The sequence below is a fragment of the Aquirufa ecclesiirivi genome (assembly GCF_011250515.1).
GTDB classification, from domain to species: Bacteria; Bacteroidota; Bacteroidia; order Cytophagales; family Spirosomataceae; genus Aquirufa; species Aquirufa ecclesiirivi.
The window spans coordinates 90,208-112,328 of the sequence record NZ_JAANOP010000006.1; the positions used below are offsets into that span (position 1 = coordinate 90,208).

The 22,121-nt window shown below is 39.1% G+C and carries 15 protein-coding genes; 7 read left to right on the top strand and 8 right to left on the bottom strand.

Annotation, left to right across the window (positions count from 1 at the left end; all coding sequences use genetic code 11):
• The first annotated feature begins 9 nt into the window (after positions 1-9).
• From G9H65_RS09600 to G9H65_RS09615, 4 genes are all read left to right on the top strand, one after another.
• The gene (locus tag G9H65_RS09600) at positions 10-1,236 is read left to right on the top strand and encodes a hypothetical protein (protein WP_166375121.1); all 1,227 of its coding nucleotides are present in this window, start codon (positions 10-12) and stop codon (positions 1,234-1,236) included.
• Between the two features lie 48 nt (positions 1,237-1,284).
• A complete protein-coding gene (locus G9H65_RS09605) occupies positions 1,285-1,662 on the top strand; it encodes a hypothetical protein (RefSeq protein ID WP_166375122.1) in 378 nt (125 codons plus the stop codon).
• Between the two features lie 63 nt (positions 1,663-1,725).
• A complete protein-coding gene (locus G9H65_RS09610; protein WP_166375123.1) occupies positions 1,726-4,098 on the top strand; it encodes a TonB-dependent receptor in 2,373 nt (790 codons plus the stop codon).
• Positions 4,099-4,100: 2 nt separating this feature from the next.
• The gene (locus G9H65_RS09615) at positions 4,101-5,255 is read left to right on the top strand and encodes a hypothetical protein (RefSeq protein ID WP_166375124.1); all 1,155 of its coding nucleotides are present in this window, start codon (positions 4,101-4,103) and stop codon (positions 5,253-5,255) included.
• A gap of 68 nt (positions 5,256-5,323) precedes the next feature.
• On the opposite strand, the gene G9H65_RS09620 is transcribed toward G9H65_RS09615, so the two are convergent.
• The 4 genes from G9H65_RS09620 to G9H65_RS09635 all read right to left on the bottom strand — a co-directional run bounded on the left by G9H65_RS09620 (position 5,324) and on the right by G9H65_RS09635 (position 12,198).
• Positions 5,324-7,891: a TonB-dependent receptor gene (locus tag G9H65_RS09620; RefSeq protein WP_166375125.1), complete on the bottom strand. Its 2,568-nt coding sequence runs from the start codon at positions 7,889-7,891 to the stop codon at positions 5,324-5,326.
• A gap of 277 nt (positions 7,892-8,168) precedes the next feature.
• On the bottom strand, positions 8,169-9,521 hold the full coding sequence (locus G9H65_RS09625; RefSeq protein WP_166375126.1) for a neutral/alkaline non-lysosomal ceramidase N-terminal domain-containing protein: 1,353 nt from the start codon (positions 9,519-9,521) through the stop codon (positions 8,169-8,171).
• Entirely contained in the window at positions 9,518-10,813 is a 1,296-nt protein-coding gene (locus G9H65_RS09630; RefSeq protein WP_166375127.1) for a hypothetical protein, read from the bottom strand. Before G9H65_RS09630 ends, G9H65_RS09625 begins: the two co-directional genes overlap by 4 nt.
• 11 nt (positions 10,814-10,824) lie before the next feature.
• Positions 10,825-12,198, bottom strand: a complete 1,374-nt coding sequence (locus G9H65_RS09635) for a DegT/DnrJ/EryC1/StrS family aminotransferase (protein WP_166375128.1) — start codon at positions 12,196-12,198, stop codon at positions 10,825-10,827.
• Positions 12,199-12,565: 367 nt separating this feature from the next.
• On the opposite strand from G9H65_RS09635, the gene G9H65_RS09640 reads away from it, so the two are divergent.
• The 3 genes from G9H65_RS09640 to G9H65_RS09650 are packed head-to-tail and all read left to right on the top strand — an operon-like array spanning position 12,566 to position 15,647.
• Positions 12,566-13,870 carry a sugar MFS transporter gene (locus tag G9H65_RS09640; protein WP_166375129.1) on the top strand — a complete coding sequence of 435 codons (1,305 nt, stop codon included), beginning with the start codon at positions 12,566-12,568 and terminating at the stop codon, positions 13,868-13,870.
• Positions 13,871-13,891: 21 nt separating this feature from the next.
• Positions 13,892-14,917 (top strand): Gfo/Idh/MocA family protein, encoded by a 1,026-nt coding sequence (locus tag G9H65_RS09645; RefSeq protein WP_166375130.1) that lies wholly within the window; start codon positions 13,892-13,894, stop codon positions 14,915-14,917.
• Positions 14,918-14,930: 13 nt separating this feature from the next.
• Positions 14,931-15,647 (top strand): 3-keto-disaccharide hydrolase, encoded by a 717-nt coding sequence (locus G9H65_RS09650; protein ID WP_166375131.1) that lies wholly within the window; start codon positions 14,931-14,933, stop codon positions 15,645-15,647.
• Here G9H65_RS09650 and nagA read toward each other — a convergent pair.
• Genes nagA through G9H65_RS09670 form a run of 4 tightly spaced genes read right to left on the bottom strand, consistent with a single transcriptional unit; the run spans position 15,642 to position 20,071 of the window.
• Positions 15,642-16,835 carry an N-acetylglucosamine-6-phosphate deacetylase gene (gene nagA / locus G9H65_RS09655; protein ID WP_166375132.1) on the bottom strand — a complete coding sequence of 398 codons (1,194 nt, stop codon included), beginning with the start codon at positions 16,833-16,835 and terminating at the stop codon, positions 15,642-15,644. The genes G9H65_RS09650 and nagA overlap by 6 nt on opposite strands.
• Positions 16,835-17,599 carry a glucosamine-6-phosphate deaminase gene (locus G9H65_RS09660; RefSeq protein ID WP_205753293.1) on the bottom strand — a complete coding sequence of 255 codons (765 nt, stop codon included), beginning with the start codon at positions 17,597-17,599 and terminating at the stop codon, positions 16,835-16,837. Before G9H65_RS09660 ends, nagA begins: the two co-directional genes overlap by 1 nt.
• An 11-nt stretch (positions 17,600-17,610) precedes the next feature.
• Positions 17,611-18,723, bottom strand: coding sequence for an acyltransferase family protein (locus G9H65_RS09665; RefSeq protein WP_166375134.1), 1,113 nt, complete (start codon positions 18,721-18,723; stop codon positions 17,611-17,613).
• A gap of 4 nt (positions 18,724-18,727) precedes the next feature.
• Complete coding sequence (locus tag G9H65_RS09670; RefSeq protein ID WP_166375135.1) at positions 18,728-20,071, bottom strand: Gfo/Idh/MocA family protein; 1,344 nt, start codon at positions 20,069-20,071, stop codon at positions 18,728-18,730.
• Between the last annotated feature and the right edge of the window lie 2,050 nt (positions 20,072-22,121).

Genomic DNA, 22,121 nt, shown 5'->3' on the forward strand with positions numbered 1-22,121 from the left:
GGGAAAAGTATGAAAGGGAAGGGAGCCAATTTTTGGGTACAAATAGCTTTATTTAATCTAGTGGTAGTAGCCATATTGGGTGTGATGCTTCGTTATAAAATTGCATTTTCATTTCCTCTCATTCATCAGAAACATCTCTTACATGGTCACTCACATTTTGCTTTTTCTGCCTGGGTGGGTCAAATGATCATGACTTTGCTTGCCTTTATTTTAAGAGAAAGAAATTCGAGTAAAGAACCTTTTGAATTTAGAACTTTACTTGCTGGGAACACCTTGCTGGCATTTTTCATGCTTTTTGCCTTTGTTTATCAAGGTTATGGCCCAATTTCCATCTTTTTTTCCACGGTAAGCACAGCCGTCAACTTCTTTTTTTGCTTTCGGGTATGGGCCTTTTTACGTAAGACTAAAGTAGTTTCTACCGGTGATTATTACATCCAAGCAAGTATCATTTTTAATGTTTTATCGTCCATAGGTACCATGTATTTGGCCTACCTAATGTCCAATAAAATCAATCATCCTGAGAAATACCTAGCCTCTGTTTATTACTATTTGCACTTTCAATACAATGGCTATTTTATCTTTTCTTGTCTAGGGCTTTTTGCCTATTTTTTAGATCATTTGGGTATTAGCTTGACCCATTCCAGACGCGTTTTTTGGTTATTAGCAGGAAGCTTAGCTCCAGCATATTTACTTTCCATCATGTGGGTTAAATTGCCCTTGTTTTGGTATGTGATTTTAGTTTTAGCGGCCATCATACAGTTTGGAGCTTGGTTTTATTGGTTATATCAAGTGAAAAAGAAGCAATCTGAAATATACCTTGGTGTCCCTGTGATGGTTCGCTTCTTATGGATTTTGGTAGCCTTGGCAACCAGCTTAAAATTTGGTCTGCAATTACTCTCTATCATTCCTAGTCTGAGCGAGTATGCCTTTGGTTTTAGACCTGTGGTGATTGCCTATTTACATTTAGTCCTTTTGGGCGTAGTGAGTTTGTTTCTAATGGGCTTTGCCATCTGGAAGGGATATATTCAATTGAATAGCATGTTAAATTGGGCTTTTGGATTATTTGTAGGTGGTATATTTTTCAATGAATGTATATTGATGTTGCAAGGAATGAGTTTTTTAAATTTAGTTCAAATTCCGTTTAGTAATGAAATCTTGTTTGGAGTGGCTGTATTGATGTTTTTAGGAGCTCTTGGGATTTTTGTAAGTCAAAAACTCAAACAAAATTTAATTTAGATTGGACTATGATTATATAATCATAATAGTATAATTTTACGAATCACCATGAAACGAATCATTGCCATCCTTTTACTGATTGCCATTCAATTGCCTCTGATGAGTCAATGGGCATCGGTGGCATACTATCAGGTGAACAGGAATTACATTGCTAAAAATCTGTGTGAAAATCGGGATAAACCGAAGTTGAATTGTAATGGTCAATGTTATTTGGCCAAAAAATTAAAGGCCGCCGAAGACAAAGAGCAAAAAACGAATTCAGAGCGTTTAGAAAAAATGCCTCAAATTCAATTGGCGTGTCAAACAAATACTCGTTTAGCTTTTTCATTCTCATTTTCTGATTTTTCAGAGGATCATTTTCCTGCTGCCTCCATGGCAGCACAATCCACCCTTCTTTTGCCTTTTCATCCTCCACGGTGGAGCTAATTTCTTGGTTCTAGGGCTTGATTTAATACATCAGGCTTATTTTCTCATGTAAATTAGTTTAAAATGAAAGCTTTATTTTTAGCGTTCTTTTGCTTGCTGGTATTGGCAAGTAATGCGCAACAACATACTTTTAAAATTCTGAACACCATTACTCAAGAGCCCATTATAGGTGCCTCATTAAGTCATTCCAATAAAATCATCGCCTTAACTAATGAACGAGGCGAGTTTATACTGAGTTCGATACAGGCTACTGATGATTATCAAATTTCTTCTTTAGGCTTTCAATCCTTGAAAATGAAGGGTTCTGACCTAAAATCCGTTATCCATCTTGAAGAAGCATCGTTGGATTTGGCTACCGTGGTGGTAACAGCTTCCCGACAAGCCGCAGTTCGAACAGAGACTCCCGTGGCCATTCATAAAATTAGCGCTTCTTTGATGCAAGATACCAAAGCCATTCAGCTGACGGAAATCATCAATAAAGTGCCAGGAGTGGTGATGTTGAACTACAATAATGAACAACATGCCATGGGAATTCGCCAGCCTTTTGGGACTTCCCCCTATTTTTTATACATGGAAGATGGCCTTCCTTTGCGGCCATTGGGCGTATTTAACCACAATGCCCTCATTGAAGCCAATTTACAAGGCCTAAATTCAGTAGAAGTAATCAAAGGGCCAGCCTCCTCCTTGTATGGACCAGAAGCTGTGGGTGGAGCCATTAATTTGATTAGTAAAATGGCACCTGGGATTCCCACGGTTTCCATAGGTTTTCAAGCCGATGAGTGGGGATATCTGAGAACTCAATTTACAGCAGGAGGTCAATTCAGTAAAAAATGGTCATTGATGACGGGAGGGTATATAGCCCGACAAAAAAACGCTTGGGCTTCGAATACCGATTTTGATAAATCGTCCATCAATTTCCGTGTGGATTATCAACTTTCTCCCCATACTAAATTATGGTCTTCATTTGCCTATAACGACTATTTTTCACAAACGGGAGGTAATATTGATAGTGTGGGTTATTATTCAAGAACTTATAAAAGTCCAGCCAATTTTACCTACCGTAGTTCATTTTCATCTCGCTCAAGAATTACGCTGGAGCATAAAGGACCCAATAATTCCTTCTCTAGTTTGACTGCTTTTTATCGGGATAATTCACTCGGACAAAATCCTGCCTATAGCATTGCATGGACAGCCCCATCAACAACGGCTTCTGGTCAAATCAACTCGAATAGTTTTACCAGTCTAGGCATCATGGGGCAACATAGTCGACAGTTCTCTTGGCTTGATTCTAAAATCATTGTTGGTTTTTTACTCGATCGGTCACCTAATACCTATTGGGCCTATAAAATTAATTTGACTGCGACCCTTCGTCCTGATAAAAAATCAGTTGAGAAATATGACATCGCACAAGTGTTACCCAATGTATTTTTATCTAATTACCAGGCGATCATTTGGAATAAAGCTCTCTATGCTCAATGGGACATTCATCCCTTGGAACGCTTACGGATTTCTTTAGGAGGGAGATTTGACAATATGTCTTTTGATTATAGTAATTATATGGATCAAAGTATAGGAAATAAGTCCTATGCCCAGTTTTCACCCAAAATTGGTATGACTTATGAGGCGAACCAACATGTGGGTTTTTATGCCAATTATTCCAAAGGTTTTTCTCCCCCAGCCTTATCCGCTGTATTTAGAGCTCGCCCTGCTGCTCAAGCCATTGCAACCGGAGAAAAGTTTTATTTGAGCATTGATCCAGCTGTTTTTAATAATTACGAAGTTGGAGGCTGGGCTTCTTTATTCCAATCTAAACTGTTCTTGGATTATTCCATTTATCGTTTGAATGGTCAAAATGAATTGTTGGGTATTCGTCAACCTGATAATTCCACCGATTATCAAAGTGCAGGCAAAACCTTGCATGAAGGTATCGAATATGCCATTTCCTACCGACCAGATAATCAATGGAATTTCCGATTAGGAGCTACTAATGCCCGACACATGTTTGTGGATTTTGTTTTAAGTCAAAAAGCGTCTGATGTCTTAAAAAATGTCAATAATAAAGAAATGCCTCAAGCTCCACATTTTATTGCCAATGCAGAAATCACCTACAAACCGAATTGGATAAAAGGAGCTCGAGTGGCTTTAGAATGGCAAAGAATTAGTTCATGGTATCAAAATCAAGTAAATACTGTGTCTTATGCCGATCCAGGTTTTGGTGGACTCCCAGGTGTTTCTGTATTGAATTTACGCTTTGGTTATCAGTGGAAAGCCTACCAGATTTTCATGAATGTGATGAATTTGAGTAATGAATTATATGCCAATTCCGCTAGTCGAGGTAATAATGCGAATGATAAAAGCACCTATACTCCTGCTGCACCCAGAACCATTAATTTAGGATTGCAAGTAGATGTATTTCAACTATTTAAGTCGAAATGATAATGAAATTTTCTTTGATATTATCCCTAGTTTTGATGTCCTACTTAGGTCTAGGCCAAGTCATCTCTGATTCAAAGCGCATCGCCATGGATCCATCTTTTACAAGAAAATCAGATGGAAGTGTAGTGCTTTCTTGGGTTGAAAAACAAGGTGATACGACCTTGTTTTTTCGAAAAGTGTGGAATGAAACACTTCAAGTTTGGTCCAACAATGAAGCTATTCCCATCCACCCAAGGGCCTCTACGCATGCAGAGGGTATGCCCAAGCTGGCTTATAAAGCTGATGGTACCTGTATTTTGCTGTTTGAAGTAAATAAGCCCAGTGAGAAATCTCGCTTTAGTGGAGATTTGTACATTAGCATGGAAGCGAAGGGTATTTGGACTAAAGCTCAGACCATTCATCGAGACAGCACAGCAGGTTTGAGTCATTCTTTTGGAAAAATATTTCCATTAGCTAATGGCCAAGTGGGAGCACTTTGGTTGGATATTAAACTCGGTCCCAAAGGTAGAACTTTGGTGTATGCTGAGACTTCAGAAGCTAAGGGATTTGGTGATATGCGGGTTTTGGACAAACAAACCTGTGAATGTTGTCGGATAGATGCTTTGGCAGATCAGCAAGGCAATGTCGACCTTATTTATCGTGATTTGAATGATCAAGGAGAACGGGATATGGCCTACATTCATTCCAGTGATTTTGGTAAAACATTTACTCAGCCAGTTACTTGGATGGCGGATCATTGGCAAGTGAATGCTTGTCCACATGCTGGCCCCAGTTTGGTCAGAGGGCCGCATGGTCTGGAAGCTACTTGGTATACGGGAGCTAGTAGTGGTTCAGGCATTAAATGGGCATATCAAGGTAAAAAAGAATTGATTTTACATTTGAAAGGAGATAAATACCGACAAGCCCAATTAGCCACGAATCCGAAAGGAGATGTAGCCTTGGTCTATGCACAAATCAAACAAGAAGGTGAGCGTTATTTTAAGCAGATTGGTATGTATGTTAAGGATAAACAAGGGAAAATGCGCCATCTGATGGTATCAAATACGGACTCTGATTGTTCATATCCCGTCATTCAATGGACAGGTAAGTCATGGCTATTGGCCTATGAATCTTGGAAAGGAGAGGAGAGGGTGATTCAATTGAAAGAAGTAAACTAGTGAATTATTTCCAATGAAAGCCCCAGCAACTAGCATTTGCTGGGGCTTTTGTTTACTAGTCTTGAAAATTAATATGTAAAGCGAAGCGTGACTCCATACGTAGCAGGGTCACCTAATACGGCGGCATAATGACCGGCACTACCAGCAGCAGGTAATAATTGCTCAAAGTAATCACGATCTAAGATGTTTCTCCCCCAAAGTAATACAGAGAAGCCATTGGAAGCTCGGAAACCGATTCTTCCATTAAGCAGGTTATATCCTGTGATAGTTAGGTATTGAGAAGGAGAAGCGCTCGAAGAGAAAGTAGAACGCGCGTAGGTATCAAGACCGATGAAATAATTGCCTTTTAAATCTAAGAATTTACCTGAGTGAATGTATTCACCACTCAATGAACCAGCCCATTTAGAAATACCCGGTAATTCAGCACCTGATATATCTTTGAATGCAGAGGTTCCACCAGTTTCTTCCAAAGGCACCGGTGCATTTTTGAAGGATACGTAAATGCCATCAGTATAGGAAATAGCACCTGTCAATGAGAAATGACTAGTTAATCGAATACTTCCATCTACTTCAAGCCCTCTTACACGTACTCTTTCAGCATTGGCTAAATATCCTCTATTTACACCAACTTCAGCCGTTTGAACTTGCGTTTGGTAGTCTTTGATGTCTGTATTATATAAGGTTACATTTAAAGTGGATAGAGGACTTGGTTTGGTTTTTAGTCCTAATTCATAATGAGTGACATACTCTGGATTCACTCTAGCTAAGTCTAAAAGTACGACACCATTGGCTGTTGGTAATCCCCCTAAATTGACACCCACTGGCTTGTAACTATTCGAATATGTTCCAAACAAGTTGAATGATTTGTTGGGTTTATAGGCTAATGTAATTTGACCTGAAATGTTGTTTTCATTCACACTGAAATGGAAGGCTTGATTGGTATACAAACCATTTTTTAAAGCAATTAGCGCAGGATCGGTAGTTTGTAAACCACCATAGGTTTCACGTTTATAATCCACATCTTTTTTGTCGTAGTTGAAACGAATACCCGGTAAAACGTGTAATTTATCTGAAACCTTCCAATCCACTTGACTAAAGATGGCTGCCCCCAAGGTATGCAGTCTAGAAGTAGTTTTTGTGCCAAAACCATCAAATAAACCTGGCGTTTTCCATAAAGTTGAGGTAGAGTTCTGGGCAAATCGCCATTGAGCAGAACCTGATTCTTCAGTTTGTACAGGATTGGAAGTTAAGATTTGGTCAATTAAGAACACACCCAATACACCACTTAATCTTTCCGAGAACTGTCCAGCATAACGAACTTCTTGCGTCCATTGGTCATGTCTTGAATTCCCTTGCGACTTCGTTAAAACGGGTAAACCGATGAAGTCGCGGTCATTGGAAGGATCCCAAATCCAATAACGCCAAGCTGATGTAGAGGTTAATGTTCCTTTGCCAATTTTGGCATCCACATTCATGGAAGCACCACCAAAATCATTATTGACTCTCCAGGGCGAATCCGCATCGGTCATTCGATCAAAAGGATTTGTTGTGGGTAGTTTATATCCTAAATCGGCAATGATGGCATTGAATTGACGATAAGCAGCACGTTTTGTTGGAACTACTCCTGCTACTACGGTAGCATTTCCATCTGGTCTTTGACGGGCATTATCTCCTGCAAAAGTGATGTTCACATTTTCAGAAGGTGTATAAAGTACTTGTGCTCTGAATCCTAAATTATTTAGCGTATTAGTCGGTTTTAAGGTTGTAGTGTTGAAAATGGTACCATTTCTTTGTGTTCCAGAAAAAGATACTCTGGCAGCTAATTTTTTACTAATTGGGCCCGTTACGGAAGTCTTTACTTGGATGTAGTTTAAGTTACCATAGCTAGCTTCAAAGGTAGCACCTGGGCTAAAACTTGGCGTTCTAGTCGTGATATTGAAGGCTCCAGCCGTTGTATTTTTTCCGAAAAGTGTCCCTTGTGGGCCACGTAACACTTCGATGCGGTCTACATCCACAAAGTCGATGGCCGTAGCTGCTGGACGTGCGTAATATACCCCATCCACATAAAAACCTACTCCTGGGTCGATACCATCATTGGTTAAGCCAAAGGATGACCCTAATCCACGGATATTTAAGGTGGTATTTCGACCGTTGGAAGAATATAATTGAACGGAGGGAATTAATTCCTTTAAACGATTGGGGTTAAAAGCCCCAGCATCTTCTGCCACAGCACCACGTATTACGGAAATGGGAATTGGAATATCCTGAATGGATTCTTGACGTCTTCTGGAAGTGACCACCACATCAGTCAATTCGTTATTGCTTTCTTCGATGGCAATTTCTACTTTATTGCTGTGAATGACGACCTCTTTCTTTTGGTATCCCACATAGGTTACCACTAAGGTAAAGGGTAATTTTTGCGCTGTAATGATGGAAAATTCGCCATTAACATCCGTGGATGAACCATTGGTTATACCTTTAATGTATACGGAGGCTCCAATGATGAATTCATTCGTTTTGGCATCAACAACTTTACCAGATATTTTGGCGTTGATGATCGGTTTGTCTTGTGCGGAGGCTAGGAGCGGAATAAGCAAGGCGAAAAGAATACTAATGGATGTCGAAATTTTTTTCATGGGTTCTTAGGAGGTTTTTTTATTAAGTAATTTAATCCATATACTTTATAGACTAATTGTATTTTAAAAAACTCAGCGTTTAGGTCTGAGTCATGATCTTTGATGAACTTGAGTGCAAATGTAATAGATTACTCTATTTAATATACCTTTTTTATATAGTAAATGAAAAGAATCTTTAAACTTTTAAAATAAACCATCGAAAAGTTTAATTGGAGATTCTTGGTAGCCTTTTATCTATCGAAAAGGAAGGAAAAATAGCACAGGGTATGGCTTAAAGTTAGCGTCGAATGCCGACATTTTTCATGAGTTTATAAACTCCTTGCATAATTTTTTCTTCCACCGTATCTGCAAAGGGCCCTGGCCATCCATAATAGATCATACTGGATTCCGCTTCATAACCACCTTCTTGTAGTACATTCTTGGATGGGATATAACACATGACTTCTTGGCTATATCCTGCTACAAAAATATCTTGTTGGGCAAATTCTCGTTTGATTCTTAGCGAATAATCCACCACTACTTCTCCCGCTAATGCCACCAAGGTGAATTCCTTCCCAATGCGTAAAGCTTGAATGGGATATTGATATTGGCTAATATTCCAACCTTTATTAATGGCTTCTAACATCAATTTGGCCCTTCTTTGTTTGAAAATATCCTCCCCGACCAATTCTTTTTGGTAGGAATTGATATCTGTTTTTTGAAAATCGAGTGTGACTATTTGCGCATCATAACGTAAAGAATTCCCTAGGGATTTTAATGGATTTTGAAGGACCTGATGCACGGTCTCAGCCAGTTTTTTACCATGTTTTTCGGCTAAGGCTACACTTCCTCTCGGTTCAGGATTTTGATCTCCAGCACATCCCAGAATGAACATGGCAATTGCTTGGGGGTATTTTTTTTCAATTTCAATTTGAGCAAAACCTGCATAATCGCCATTGACTAAATAATTATCTCCTTGCACGGTCGTATTGTGGCAAGCATAACCCACTAAAATACCTTTCACTTGCCCTTGCCTATTTTTCACTTGTATGATAGGCACATCATGATCAATGGGTCCTGCTAATACTTTCCCAATTTTAGAGGCGGCCAATTGTCGACGATTGATCGCAAAATCTACTTGTCCATGCCCAAGAGATAAAGTCATTTTCTCTTTGTTGTGGATGGATTCACCAGCTAATTCAACCAACTTATTGATTAAACCTAGTGTATAAGTAGAAACAGCCCTTTGATCTTCCAAATGATAATCAGCTATTCCGCTTAATGCAGGCCAAATCATAGGTCCAGAGTGGGTATGGGATGAATTAATGATGATTTGTTTTTCACTTAAGCCATAGGTTGATGCCAATTGCTGGACTATTCCTTGATGAACCTCTCTGCTTAATCCCAATAAATCAGTACTTATGATGATGGCTTTTTCCTGGGGAGAACTTTCTAAATAGATAGCTTTAGCCCAAAGGTCATGAACTACTCCTGTGGCTGGAGTTGTTCTACTAGCATATCCTGTTAACCAAATAGGAGGACTAGGCGTAATGCTTTTTTTTGCCAATCCAATGAACATATCTTGACCGTTTACATCCATTCTAAGTGTAAAAAGTAAAAACAGAAATAGTAAATTCAAGGTAGTTCTCATGTTCGATTCAAGGATAGGGGAGCATTAATCTGAATCAGGTCACAACGTACCTGATGATTTCTTGGGATTCTAGCCAAGGCATATACTTTTCCCTCCAAATCAATGGCAATGGAGTTAACATATTGGGGCCAATTTCCATCTTCATAAAAGATGGGCCCATGGTCCTGGTAGTGATGACTTGGAATATGATAAGTAATTAAATGTAAGTATTCAAGACCTTTGGCTGCTCCTTTTGCAATCTGCTTTTCTCCTTCCAGTCGTTTCCCATCTTGATAAATGGGACCACCTGTTAAATAATACAATGTTTCTTGGTCTGGCCCTAGTTGAAAACCCAAATAGCCATAACTAAATTGATCAAACATGCCCGACTTTTTTGATGGTATTGAAGTAAGTCTTTCCAGAACTTCCATCTGCTCCGTAGAGGGGTCAAATCGAAATAAATAACCTGAATTTCCATGTACGCCATAGGCAACTTGTTCTGGTTCATACCAAATGATTTGTCGCCAATTATAGCCCATACTCCCTGGATAGGTAGGTGTATATTGGCCAAAATAATCCAAACGTAAATGAGCTTTTTCTAGTCGAGATACACTTATAGAATACGGGTTAATTTGATAAATGTCTCCTTCTGCAGTAGAAAAATATGCGATTCCTGTGTTGGGGTTGACAAATAGTGAGCGACAAAGGGATCTAAAATCTTCTCCTGGGGTTCCGGCTTCTCCACTTCCTGAAACAGCTGGAAATAGCTGAAGTTGACCACTTTTTACATCTAGGTAAAATAGCTTGCCTGTTGGCCAAGTAATTCCAAATATATGCCCTCTTTGCGTATCCATCAACATAGAAACACATCCTTCTCCCTCTGGAAGTATCGCTAAATCTTCAAATTTTCCGTTATTGATATCATAGCTAAGGATATGACCACCAGGGTATAAGGCATACCCATCAGGTGCCTGAACCGGCAAACGGTCCATGCCATCAATCAATTGATAATATCCAACATGCGTGGCAAAATAGAGTTTCTGTTGGTATTCATAGAAACTCACATGGCTTTTTCCTTGTGGAATATGTGTTTGATGGCCTTCTCCACAAATGTCATTTAAGTCGGCCAAATGAGTAATTCGATTTGTTTTTGGGTCAAATTCAAACATTTGTCCAGCTGCTTCCAATTGATCTGATGACAATACGTAATAAATACGACCATTGGATGCCAATGAAATAGCATTATAACTATCATGAGCCAAGGAGAAACCAGAATCAAATGGGGTGGCCAGCAATGAATGGGGTAGAGGCATGAAGATTTGTATTAAGGCTGCAATTTCTTTTTAATGACTTCGGCTTCTCGTTGTATTTTTTGAATACTATGAAAAATCAGCTCCATATCTTCCTTGGAACCTAATAACAGATTTTGGGTAAACCAAACGGCTTCTTGGCATAATTGATCATTCAAAGGGCATTGATTTTGCTCCATGTAGGTGGAATATTTCAATTCGCTACTGGAATAGAGTTTTTTGAAGTGTTTAGATTCAAAAGTCTCTTGAATAAAAGCTTGTGTATTTAAGGCCGTATATCCACCGGAGCAAGGAACACCCTCTGCTTGTAAGGCTTGCAAGAAATGAGCCCGTCTTAATCCTTTAAATTCAGCGGGATTATATCGGAAAGGGTATAAATGGAATGCAGCTCGGGTAACGGAAGGATAGAGTTGATAAGGTTGAATGCCCTTCACCGTTTTTAACATGGAGGATAAATAAGCCGCTCGTTCATTTCGTGTTTGAGTTTGTGACTCCAATCGAGTTAATTGTGCCAAACCTATAGCGGCTTGATATTCAGTGAATCGAACCTTAGTTCCTTGCATAAAACTCCCTGAATTAATGGAGCCTGTGGCTATTCCAAAAGGTAAACCTAAATTATGAAATGAGTAACAGCGATCCATAAAATCATGGTCATTGCTGACAATAGCTCCACCTTCACCAATGGCAATGTTTTTTGAATTTTGAAAACTAAAACATCCTGCTAATCCAAAACTACCTACTTTTTGATGATTGATTTCGGCTAAAGGAGCTTGGCAGGTATCCTCTATAACGATGAGTTGATGTTTGTTTGCGATGGACATGATAGGAATCATGTCGCAGGGCAATCCTAAAATGTGAACAGGTAATATGGCTTTGGTACGCTTACTAATCTTGGCCTCGATCTTGTGGGTATCCATTTGAAAGGTTTCTGGGTTTACATCCACAAAAACAGGTATACATCCATTGGCCAAAATGGCTTGAATACTGGCGACAAAAGTATAAGGAGTAACTAAAATTTCATCCCCTGGTCCTAGCTTGGCTTGGTTGATTGCTACAATCAACGCCTGAGTACCATTGACCGAAGTTAAACATCGTTTGGTCCCAATGGTATCAGCCCAAGCTTTCTCAAATTGATTCACCACCTGAGCTCTTGACCAAACGCCACTGCGCATAACCTCTAATAAAAGCTTTTCATCCTTTTCCGCATCCCAGATGGGCCATTTTACCCAATTATTGGCTTGAATAGTGGATTTGCCTCCTAAAATGGCTGGAATTTGTTGGTTCGAGGACTTGCTTGGGAATCCTTTTTTTTGCCAGGAAGGAATCACCGCAGCAGCACTCAATATGCCTGATTGCATCAGAAATTGACGTCTTTTAGCAGATTTCATCGTATTAAATAGGTTGTTGTCAGCAAGATAAATGAATATTAATAAATATGATACGATATGCAGAAAAATGGATGAATAATCAGGGCAAGGCAGCTTGTGATCCATGTGAGAAATCTTAATCAGGTAAATGAACAGAAGAAATTAGAAGAATGATTCATGTGGCCATTTTTCTAGTTGAATTTCAAATCGTAATCAATATACCTAAAGCCTAAAAATCCTTTTTTCAATAGGCTGATCACCTATGCCCATTACACAGGTTTGTTTTTCATGGGAATTCATTTAATTTAGGACAAATAAAAACCTATTTAAATCTACGATGCTATTCTTTTCGCAATCGAAAATTTAGCCATCTACATCCTTCGAAATTATGAATAAAGCGGTTTCCGTTTCTGCTTTGAGTAGGAGAGATACCCAAATCTCCATCCTGATAATAGGATTCATGTTTTTTATCTTTGGTTTTGTTTCCTGGGTAAATGCCATCCTGATTCCTTATTTTAAAATAGGTTGCGAATTGAGCAATTTTCAGGCCTATTTCGTCACGTTTGCCTTTTACATTTCTTATTTCGTGATGTCCGTTCCTGCTTCATTTTTATTAAAGAAAGTTGGTTTCAAACGCGGAATGATGTTAGGTTTTTGGTTGATGTCCTTGGGTGCATTCATCTTTTTGCCCGCATCCATGACTCGGACTTATCCCGTGTTCTTACTAGGTTTATTTACGTTGGGTGCAGGATTGGCCATATTACAAACTGCCGCGAATCCATACATCACCGTATTGGGTCCACAAGAAAGTGCCGCTCAGCGCATCTCCATCATGGGGATATTCAATAAAGGCGCAGGTGTTTTAGCTCCCTTGGTGTTTGCTGCCGTGGTCTTAAAAGCTACGGACAGTGATTTGTTTAAAAACTTGGCATCTATGTCTGGGGAAGCCCGAAGTGCAGCCTTGGATGAATTAGTAGGACGAGTAACTATTCCGTATGCGATCGTGGGTTCGGTCTTGTTTTTATTGGGTTTATTGGTACGTTATTCGCCTTTACCCGAGATTGATACCGACTCGGAGTCGGATGAGCAAGCTCTATCCAATTCAGGAAAAACCAGTATTTTTCAATTCCCTCATTTGATTTTGGGGGCTATTGCTATCTTTTTGCATGTAGGCACGCAAGTAATTGCCATAGATACCATCATTGGTTATGCTGGCTCCATGAATATCGCTTTGTTAGAAGCAAAGCTATTCCCTTCCTATACCTTATTAGCTACTATTGCAGGTTATATCTTGGGGATTATTTTCATCCCAAAATTCATTTCACAAGTGAACGCCTTTCGAATATGTACACTTTTGGGTACTATTTTCACGTTGGGAATTATTTTTGGTCATGGAGAAGTTCAGTTTCTCGGACATCAAGTCGATATGTCCATTTGCTTTGTCATCTTATTAGGACTTTCCAATTCTTTAATTTGGGCGGGTATTTGGCCTTTGGCACTGGATGGTCTTGGTAAATTCACCAAATTAGGTGCTTCTATTTTGATTATGGGTTTATGTGGAAATGCCATCATGCCTCTGTTTTATGGTTATTTGGCTGATATCTATGACTTGAGATCAGCTTATTGGGTTTTATTCCCTTGTTATTTATACCTCGTTTTTTACGCTGTTTACGGTCATAAAATCAGAAAATAAATTTTCTGAATCACCCATTATATGAAAAAATCTAACAACTCTCGAAGACAATTTTTACAACAAAGTTCCATGGCTGGAATTGCGCTAGTAAGTGCTAGTTCCTGGTCGACCTCATTTTCCTCTTCACAAGTAACACAAGCAGAGCTTGGAAAAAGAATTGGTATCATCGGTCTTGATACCTCCCATGTTACGGCATTTACCAAAGCTTTAAACGCCCCAGATGCTAGTCAGTATAACGGATATAAAATAGTGGCGGCTTATCCACGGGGGAGTAAAGATATTCTTTCCAGTACAGAGAGGATTCCAGCTTATACGGCTGAAGTGCAAAAATATGGGGTGGAAATTGTAAGTTCCATTCAAGACTTATTGACCAAAGTGGATGTAGTCATGTTGGAAACCAATGATGGAAGGTTACATTTAGAACAAGCTTTAGAAGTGTTGAAAGCTGGAAAGAGGATGTTCATTGATAAGCCCATTGCCGCTTCTTTGAAAGATGCCGAAGCCATATTTGCCGCCTCAGAAAAATATAAAGTTCCGGTATTTTCCGCTTCTTCTTTGCGCTTTTCTCCTAGTGCTCAAGAAATTAGATCAGGAAAAGTAGGAAAGGTGATCGGAGCAGATGCTTATAGTCCCATGAAAATAGAAAAAACGCATCCTGATTTATTTTGGTATGGAATACATGGGGTGGAAACGCTATTTACCATGATGGGAACTGGATGTAAACAGGTAAATCGCTACATCAATGAAGAGCATGAAGTAGTGGTAGGTGTATGGAATGATGGGCGTATTGGGACATTTAGGGGATTGAAAAATGGGAAACAAGAATACGGTGGCACGGCTTTCGGTTCTAATTCAGTAGCACATTTAGGCCCTTATGGTGGCTATGACCCATTATTGATTAAAATTATTGAGTTTTTTCAAACAGGGATTCCTCCCGTTTCCAAAGAAGAAACCTTGGAAATATTTGCCTTCATGGAGGCAGCTGATGCAAGTAAAAACCAACAAGGTGCTAAGGTCAACTTAGCGGATATGTATTCAAAAAAATAAACCTCTTTAAACAATGAAAATTTTATTTAGTTTGTTGATTATTAGTGCCTTATGTTCTTGTTCTCGCGATAATTCATTAACAAAAGGTGAAAAATCAGCTGGTTTTAGCCTCATGTTTGATGGTAAAACTACGCATGGATGGAGGGGCGCATTCATGAATGAATTTCCCAAAAAAGGTTGGGTAATTCGGGATGGTGCTTTATTTGGTGAGCTAAGTGATGGGGGAGAGGCGGCCGACGGTGGGGATATTGTCAGTTTGAAAAAATACAAAAACTTTGATTTACGTTTTGATTGGAAATTAGGTAAACTAGGTAATTCTGGAGTTAAGTATTTGGTAGAGGAAAAATTACCAAAAGCTTCAGGAGGCTCTCAACCGGGCTATGAATACCAATTGATCGATGATGCAGATTTTATCTACAATGATAAGCACCTACCTGCTGAAATTAAAACGGGTTCTTTGTACCAAATTGCAGCGGCTCAGAAAGCAGATGTTGATATTGCAATTTGGCACACTTCTAGAATCGTATTTAAAAATGATCAGATCGAACATTATTTAGATGGTAAATTGATTGTATCCATCAACCGAAAATCCAAAGCATTTTTAGATGGTTTTCAACAAAGTAAGTTTAAGGCATTTCCTAATTACCCGACCATTCAAGAAGGCCATATCTTATTGCAAGATCATGGACATAACGTAGCCTTCAAAAATATTAAGATTAAGGAATTATAAGCTATAAACGATTCGGCCATGGACCATGGTCATTTGGATGTTGATATCCTGATCAAAAATGAGGATATCAGCATCTTTACCTTTGGTTAAACTTCCTTTTTGTGCATCAATTTTCATGATTCTTGCAGGAACATCCGAGATCATTTGAATAATTTCCAATAAGGGTGCATCCGTCATTTGAAGCATGGTTCTTACCAATCGGTCGGCTGTAGCGACACTTCCTGCAAAAGCACTACGATCGGGTAATTTCGCAACGCCATCTTCTACAATGACAGCTAAGCCTTTATCCTTATGACCCAAAATTGAATTACCTGGAGTTAAACCTGCTGCCCGCATGGCATCGGTGATCAAAGCTGTTTTTTTAGTTCCTTTGATTTTATAAATGAGTTTCAAAAGCGGGGAAGGAAGATGAACTCCATCCGCAATGATTTCCACATCCATATCATCAATCAAATATCCTGCTTCCACCGCTCCGGCAAAACGGAAGGCATTTTTTCTGGTAACGCCCGACATGGCAGAATAAAAGTGAGTCGCTAAACGATAGCCATGAGCAAATGCTTTTTCAACTTCCTCATATATGGCATCTGTATGTGCCAAAGCAACCAAAACCCCTTTGGAACTTACATAATCGCCAAATTCAATGGCGCCAGGTAATTCGGGTGCTGCTGACCAACGTTTGATGCAATCGTAATTTTCTAAGATAAATTGATATTCTTTAGGATCAGGATTTCGAATGTATTTTGGGTCTTGTGCCCCTCGTTGGCTTAACGCAAAATAGGGACCTTCCAAGTGCATGCCTATAAAACTAGCCCCCTCCGTATTCACTTGATGGGCTTGTTGGTAGGCCTCCAAAGTCAAAATCAAATCCTCTTTTTCACTGGTTAATGTGGTTGGCAACATGGCTGTTGTTCCATGTCGAGCATGTGTTTTGGCAATTTCTAAAAAAGCCTCCACAGTACCATCCATAAAATCATGACCACCACCTCCGTGAATATGAATATCAATGAAGCCTGGAGAGATATAGCGCCCTTTTGCATCTATTTCGATGGCCCCTGGAAAATCAATATTTCCAGCTGCTACATCTACAATTTTCCCGTTTTCAACCAAGACTGTTCCATTAGGTAAAATTTCATCTTGTAAGATGACAGCACCTCCATGGATTTTGTATCGGGTTATATTCGGTTCCATTAGGCGTTAAAGGCTTGTTTTCTATATTCAGCAGAAAGTAATTCGGCCGAATGTTGATCTAAATACATGGAACAATCAGGGTGTTTTTGGAGTATACTGGCTGGAAACCAAGGGCTTACTTCGTTTTCCAGACAATTTTTAACGGCCTCTGCCTTTCTGAAATCGGGTACCGAGCAAATGATTTTTTTGGAGGCCATGATATGCTGAATCGACATGCTAATGGCTTGTTGGGGTACATCCTCCAAACTTGGAAACCAACCTTCACCCATTTGTTGCTTGCGACAAGCCTCATCCAATTGTACCACGATGTAGGGATCTTTGGTTTCAAAATTTGCCGGTGGATCATTAAATGCTAAATGTCCATTTTCACCAATACCAACCAATGCTACATCAATGGGGTGCTGAAGAATGATTTTATTCAATCGTTGGCATTCTGCTTGAGCATCTTGTTCTCCATTAATCAGATTGACCGCTTGTAAATCCGGAACCAATTGAATGAATCTTTCCGTTAAGTATTTTCTAAAACTAGCTGGATGCGAAATGGATAGACCAATGTATTCATCCAAATGAAATAAGACCACCTTGCTCCAATCGATGTCTTTTTCTTGAATCAATTGATTTAAAGTTTCGAATTGACTGGTACCGGTTGCTAAAATGATATTCGCTTGACCTTTGGATTGAATGGCGTGTTTGATGTGTTCAGCAGCCAAGCTGCCAGATGCTTGTCCTATATTTTTAGGATCGGAAAAAATATGTAGTTTCAATGTAATAGGCTTTAGACGCGTAAAAAGACCTTTTTTTCGTAAAGGAATCTTAAAAATACCCATTTAATTAAGATCACACAAACCACCGAGAGAATTATTGAATAGCTTTCTCCGCAAATTTGAAATAACCAAGTAAATAAGGCATTGTTGGTATAATCCCAATCGATAAAATGACCTGATAAATAAATAAGAATGGAGTTCATTCCAATGACTTGAAAGAAAAAGGCCCATTTTTGATACCCTTTTACATCCATGATATAATAGAAAAGAGCTAATAAAAGTAAGCTCAGGCCAGTGGTTTGCATCACAAACGAACTGGACCACATATTCTTATTGATTGGGAAATCAAGATTCCAGATTTGGGCTATGATGAGGGAAGCAATTCCAGCATAGACCATCCATTTAACTTTTTCTATGCCCTGATAGGTCTGTTTTTTGAGGAATATACCCGTAATGATACCTGCTAATGCGGTGCTAATAGCAGGTATATTGTTGAAAAAGCCCACGGTATCATGGATTCCTCGGGATAATCTACCCGGTAAAATACTGCGGTCCACATAAGAAGCAAAATTCCCAGCTTCTGTTAAGTCGCCCATCGGAAAACCAGGTGCGGAAGTAAATTTGAGTATGAGCCAATAGCCAATGAGCAAACTGGCAAACCAAATGATTTGAACGCTTTCTTTGGTGTATAAATAAATGATGTTTGCCAACATATAAGCAATACCAATTCTTCCTAATACACTAGAAAATCGAATTTCAGCCATGGGTTTTATTTCTAAACCTTCATTGTATATAATGCCTAAAACGACAAGGGTTAATCCTCTTTGAACCACCTTTTTCAGTACATCCGATTTACTTTTGCCTTGATCTAAGGCTCGACCAATGGAAAAAGGGGTAGAAACTCCTGCTAGAAATAAGAATAGTGGGAATATTAAATCGTAGACTCGAAAACCATCCCATTTCACATGCTTGAATTGATGAGCAAATCCCTGCCAAAAGGGCGATTGGGTATGCTCCGCCAATTTATGGAGTAATTCATCCGCTCCCATGATCCAAAACATGTCAAAGCCCCTAAGCGCATCCAATGAATGTAAACGCTGGCTTATAAACCTGTCAGTTGTCATCGGCTTAGATTTTAGGCTCCCAACCTTTTTCGTAAGTTCTGCTCCAGAACTTCATGGCCTCCTTATCATGTAGAATATGACCATTTTGTGGATCAATTTGAAGGCTTCTTCCCATGCGCTGAGAAATATTACCTAACTGAACCAATAAGGTACTTTGATGTCCGCTCAAAATATCGGAATTAACGGCTACACCTTTTTTAATACCATCAAATAGATTTTGAATATGTAAGGCATCTAAATTGGATGCTGGATCCGCCAAATTGCGTGCATCTACTACAAAATCGTTTTTTACTTCTTTAACAAGGTTATTTTTGAGGTCAAAGATTTTATAGGAATTTCCGCTTTCAATTAACATGGAACCTTGTTCGGCATAGAATATAACTCCTACACTTTGACTTTCTATGGATTTACCATTGCAACTGCGACCTTCCCAAGTAATGAGGGATTTGTTTTCAAATTCCAAATTAATCATTTGTGTATCAGGTGTTTCCCAATCATCTTGGTAGCGGTATCTACCTCCGTTGGAACTAACCTTGGTAGGATAATGTACATTCAACCCCCAACGAGCCAAATCAACCATGTGAGTTCCATTATTTAAGGCTTCACCTGTTCCCCAATGCCAAAACCAATGCCAATTGTAGTGGATTAGATTGTCTTTGAATGCTTTTCTTGGAGCGGGACCTTGCCATAAATCATAGTTTAACCACGAGGGTACGGCTGTTTCTTTTCCTACTCCAATGGAAGCACGATTATTGGTATACCAAGTTTTGGCATAATAAGGTTTACCGATAACTCCTGCATGTAATTCGGCTATGGCGGCAGCTACATTGGGCCAAGATCTACGCTGATTACCCATTTGCAAGATACGCTTGTGTTTCGCAGCAGCTTTCACGAGTAGTTCCCCTTCATTGGGATTATGGGAACAAGGTTTTTCTAAATACACATGCTTACCTGCCGAACAGGCTAGAATTGCAGCTGGGGCATGCCAATGGTCAGGTGCAGTTACAATTAATACATCGACATCCTTATCTTCCAATGCATTTCGGAAGTCGGGCGTAGCTTTCGGACGTTTATGTTGAATTTTCTCAATGGCATTGATACAAATATCTGCAGCACGGGAATCTACATCACTAACATGTAAAACTTCACAATTTTTTTGTGCTGCGAAATTCTTACCTACGGCTAGTCCACGACTGTTCACACCCATACAGGCCACGGTAATTTTTTCGTTGGCACCTATAATATGTCCGTAGCTTTTAGCTGAGAAGCTAGGAAGAATTCCCCCGATAGATAAAACGGCTGCTCCTGTGGAAGCCTTTTTAATGAAGTTTCTGCGCGAATTTTTCATTATTTTGAGTTAAAATAGGTTTATATGCTGAACATAGTTTGCTTAAGCATTTTCAAAGATATTCATTGCTTTCATTTTTGCAAGCCTGATTTGAGAGGAAATATGGTAGAATGAAGAATGTAGAATTTTTGATAAGAAATACCGTCTTGCAGCCCTGCGAAATGTGATGTATGCAGCGGTAATATTAGTTATTATGGTTTAGTTTTTAGTGTTTAGCATGTAGAATGCTATCGTTTGTGAATAATGTAGGTTGAAGTTCTCGATGTTGGCTGAGGTTCTCGAAGCCAACATTTAACATGAGATTGCAAATCCATATGATCTGTCATTCGACATACCCCTACGGTTAACCTCTCAATGTAAAATGAAGAATGTAGAATGTAGAATGAACCATAACCATTTACACTTTATAATTCATCATTTACAATTTCCTTTCCGCCTGCCGCTTCGCTCATGCAACGTTCCCATCTTTCGTTGGGATTAACTGTTTAATGTAGAATGCTATCGTTTGTGAATAATGTAGGTTGAAGTTCTCGATGTTGGCTGAGGTTCTCGAATCCAACATTTAACATGAGATTTCAAATCCATATGATCTGTCATTCGACATACCCCTTCGGTTAACCTCTCAATGCAGTATGTAAAATGAAGAATGTAGAATTCAAAATTGATAAAACGCTCAACCTATTTTAGGTATTCACAATTCATATTTTATGATTTATCATTCATCATTTACAATTTCCTTTCCGCCTGCCGCTTCGCTCATGCTGCGTTCCAATCTTTCGTTGGGATTAACCGTTTAATGTAGAATGTCGAATTATAATAGAAAACTACGTAGTGCAGCCCTGCGAAAGGTGATGAACGCAGCGGTAGACGAGGTTTTGACCTCAGCATAGGCGATGTGCGTCGGCGTCAAAAATATAGGCGAGAGCGAAGTGAATCACGGTTCCGCAAAGCGGAATTCGCCTTGGCTGAACGACAAAAAAAGAAGTTTTTTGTTTCTTTTTTTCAAAAAAAGAAAATCCATGTGAAATAATGAAACGCTAAGTGCCTGATTTTAAATGAAAAGCACTTTAAAGTCTTTTGAATTCATCAATTTTCAGATGCTTAACTTTCTTTGGCATTTCTTTTTTTTCATAAAAAAAGAAACAAAAAAAACAGAAGAAATACGGTTAATCCAAAGACGAATTCCGCTGCGCGGAACCGATTGTCACTCCGCATACGGCTTTAATCTTTGACGCTTAGCTTTAGCCTACGCACGAGGTCAAAGATGCGCCTGCCGCTTCGCTCATGCAACGTTCCCATCTTTCGTTGGGATTAACTGTTTAATGTAGAATGCTATCGTTTGTGAATAATGTAGGTTGAAGTTCTCGATGTTGGCTGAGGTTCTCGAAGCCAACATTTAACATGAGATTGCAAATCCATATTATCAGTCATTCGACATGACCATGCGGCTAACCTCTCAATGTAGCATGTAAAATGAAGAATGTAGAATTCAAAATTGATAAAACGCTTAACCTATTTTAGGTATTCACATTTTATAATTTATCATTCATCATTTACAATTTCCTTTCCGCCTTCCGCTTCGCTCATGCTGCGTTCCTATCTTTCGATGGGATTAACCTCACCATGTAGAATGTAAAATGAAGCATATAGAATTTTTGATAGAAAACACCGTCGTGCAGCCCTGCGAAAGGTGATGAACGCAGCGGTAGACGAGGTTTTGACCTCGGCATAGGCGATGTGCGTCGGCGTCAAAAATATAGGCGATAGCGAAGTGAATCACGGTTCCGCAAAGCGGAATTCGCCTTGGCTGAACGACAAAAAAAGAAGTTTTTTGTTTCTTTTTTTCAAAAAAAGAAAATCCATGTGAAACAATGAAACGCTAAGTGCCTGATTTTAAATGAAAAGCACTTTAAAGTCTTTTGAATTCATCAATTTTCAGATGCTTAACTTTCTTTGGCATTTCTTTTTTTTTATAAAAAAAGAAACAAAAAAAACAGAAGAAATACGGTTAATCCTAAGACGAATTCCGCTACGCGGAACCGATTGTCAC

Excerpts from the sequence above, each read along its gene's own strand:
- G9H65_RS09600 (WP_166375121.1), top strand. The coding sequence starts at position 10 with ATGAAAGGGAAGGGAGCCAATTTTTGGGTACAAATAGCTTTATTTAAT.
- G9H65_RS09605 (WP_166375122.1), top strand. The coding sequence starts at position 1,285 with ATGAAACGAATCATTGCCATCCTTTTACTGATTGCCATTCAATTGCCT.
- G9H65_RS09610 (WP_166375123.1), top strand. The coding sequence starts at position 1,726 with ATGAAAGCTTTATTTTTAGCGTTCTTTTGCTTGCTGGTATTGGCAAGT.
- G9H65_RS09615 (WP_166375124.1), top strand. The coding sequence starts at position 4,101 with ATGAAATTTTCTTTGATATTATCCCTAGTTTTGATGTCCTACTTAGGT.
- G9H65_RS09620 (WP_166375125.1), bottom strand. The coding sequence starts at position 7,891 with ATGAAAAAAATTTCGACATCCATTAGTATTCTTTTCGCCTTGCTTATT.
- G9H65_RS09625 (WP_166375126.1), bottom strand. The coding sequence starts at position 9,521 with ATGAGAACTACCTTGAATTTACTATTTCTGTTTTTACTTTTTACACTT.
- G9H65_RS09630 (WP_166375127.1), bottom strand. The coding sequence starts at position 10,813 with ATGCCTCTACCCCATTCATTGCTGGCCACCCCATTTGATTCTGGTTTC.
- G9H65_RS09635 (WP_166375128.1), bottom strand. The coding sequence starts at position 12,198 with ATGAAATCTGCTAAAAGACGTCAATTTCTGATGCAATCAGGCATATTG.
- G9H65_RS09640 (WP_166375129.1), top strand. The coding sequence starts at position 12,566 with ATGAATAAAGCGGTTTCCGTTTCTGCTTTGAGTAGGAGAGATACCCAA.
- G9H65_RS09645 (WP_166375130.1), top strand. The coding sequence starts at position 13,892 with ATGAAAAAATCTAACAACTCTCGAAGACAATTTTTACAACAAAGTTCC.
- G9H65_RS09650 (WP_166375131.1), top strand. The coding sequence starts at position 14,931 with ATGAAAATTTTATTTAGTTTGTTGATTATTAGTGCCTTATGTTCTTGT.
- nagA (WP_166375132.1), bottom strand. The coding sequence starts at position 16,835 with ATGGAACCGAATATAACCCGATACAAAATCCATGGAGGTGCTGTCATC.
- G9H65_RS09665 (WP_166375134.1), bottom strand. The coding sequence starts at position 18,723 with ATGACAACTGACAGGTTTATAAGCCAGCGTTTACATTCATTGGATGCG.
- G9H65_RS09670 (WP_166375135.1), bottom strand. The coding sequence starts at position 20,071 with ATGAAAAATTCGCGCAGAAACTTCATTAAAAAGGCTTCCACAGGAGCA.